This window comes from Micromonospora sp. ATLC20 (genome assembly GCF_057196585.1).
Map to the genome: position 1 here is coordinate 1 of NZ_JBXUOV010000362.1, position 1,844 is coordinate 1,844.

2 protein-coding genes are annotated in these 1,844 nt (G+C 74.8%); one reads left to right on the top strand and one right to left on the bottom strand.

The genetic code is table 11. The annotated features are described in order from the left end of the window. Positions 1-85 precede the first annotated feature (85 nt). Positions 86-946 (bottom strand): hypothetical protein, encoded by an 861-nt coding sequence (locus tag AC2CHG_RS31270; protein ID WP_262014234.1) that lies wholly within the window; start codon positions 944-946, stop codon positions 86-88. 343 nt (positions 947-1,289) lie between these two features. Between AC2CHG_RS31270 and AC2CHG_RS31275 the strand changes: the two genes are divergently transcribed. Further along, the coding region (locus AC2CHG_RS31275; RefSeq protein WP_484526198.1) for a cellulose binding domain-containing protein at positions 1,290-1,844 on the top strand (555 nt) is incomplete at its 3' end.

The following is a 1,844-nucleotide window of genomic DNA, read 5'->3' on the forward strand; positions in this document are numbered from 1 at the left end:
CCGCCGCGGGGGCGGGGTGGGCGGCGTGGGGCCCCCCCCGCGCCGCCGGCGGGGCGCCCCCCCCCGCGGCCGCGACAGTGGCCGGTCAGTTCAGGCCGCAGGTGGCGAACCCGTCCAGGTCCGGTCGCTGCGCGCCGACCCGGTTGAACGCGATCTCGATGCGGTCGAGCGCCGCGACGCGCTTGCTGCGCAGCGGGCCGAGGATGGCGTTGTCGATGAACGCCGGGCCGCCCTCGGGGCGTACCGCGAGGCGGGCCAGGCGGGCGTCGGCCTCGGCGATCTGCTTGTCCAGCGTGGCCAGTTCGGCCCGCACCTGGCCCGCGGCCGCCGCCGGGACGGCGGGCAGCGCCACCCGGGGACAGTTCACGGTCCGCGCCGCGCCACCGGCGTTGCCGTTCTGGCCGCCCGCGTTGCCGTTCTGACCGTTGCCGTTCTGCCCGCCGGCGTTGCCGTTGCCGTTCTGGCCGGAACCGTTCTGGCCGGCACCGCCGTTTACGGCGCTCGGGACGCCCGGGGCGTTGAGCGAGCAGGCCGCCAACGCGTCCAGGTCCGGCCGCTGCGCGCCGATCCGGTTGAAGGCGATCTCGATGCGGTCGAGCACGGCGACGCGCTTGCTGCGCAGCGGGCCGAGGATGGCGTTGTCGATGAACGCCGGGCCGCCCTCGGGGCGTACCGCCTGCCGGGCCAGCCGCTCGTTCTGCCGGGCGATCTCCTGGTCCAGGTTGGCCAGTTCCTGTTCCACCTGGGCCGACGCCGCAGCGGGGACGGCGGGCAGCTTGTCGCGTACGGTCGGGCAGTTCACGGTCTGCGCGGCGGCGGTGGTGGTGGCCGGGCGGTTGTTCTCGCCCGCCGACGCCAGTTGCAGTCCGCCGGCGAACAACAGCGCCGCGAGGGCGCCCACCCCGCCGAGCTTCAGGACCGCGGTCTTGCGCGTACCCCTGGCCATGCACCTCTCCTCTGGTTGACCGGGAGGACCGGCGCGGCGGGTGCCGCCCCGTCTCCACGGTGCGAAGTGACGACTGGAGGAATCGTGCTCGTGCCCGCTCCGGCATCGCGGTCCCGGCCGATGTTCCGGTCGGCAGTGGATACGGACGGCGCGGCGGGATCGTTCAGTGCGGGCCGAGGTTTGACCACATCGACGTCCATCGTTAGGCTGCGCTGAAAGCGCTTACTGCGCGGGAGACGTGAGCGTTCGTGGCACGGCCGTCCGGGTATCAAGGCCCGTCCCCGACACCGACCGGGCATCGGTGCCGGTGGGGGCACGGCACCACCACCCGCAGGAGACCAGCATGATCAACCGACACCGCCGTACGGTGCTGTGGACGTCCGCCGCGGCGACGGCCGCGCTCGCCGCGTCCGGCCTGGCCGTCGGCGCGACCGCCGCGCAGGCGGCCGCCGGCTGCCGCGTCGACTACGCCGTCACCGCGCAGTGGGGCGGCGGCTTCACCGCCAACGTCAACCTGACGAACCTCGGCGACCCGCTCAACGGCTGGGCCGTCACCTGGACCTTCGCCGCCGGTCAGACCGTCGCCCAGGCCTGGGGCGCCGAGATCACCGCCAGCGGGGCCTCGGTGCGGGCCGCCAACGTCAGCTACAACGGCAGCCTGGGCACCAACGCGAGCACGTCGTTCGGCTTCAACGGCACCTGGAACAACAACAGCAACCCGGTCCCGACCGCGTTCGCCGTCAACGGCGTCACCTGCACCGGCGGGGTCACCCCGACCACCGGTACGCCGACCAGCGCCCCGCCGAGCAGCCCGCCCCCGAGCACCCCGCCGCCGACGACGCCGCCACCGACCACGCCGCCGCCGGCCGGCGGGGCGATCTACGCCGCGCCGAACGGC

Bases quoted from the DNA above. Each gene is read 5' to 3' on its own strand.
- AC2CHG_RS31270 (WP_262014234.1), bottom strand. From the start codon at position 946: ATGGCCAGGGGTACGCGCAAGACCGCGGTCCTGAAGCTCGGCGGGGTG.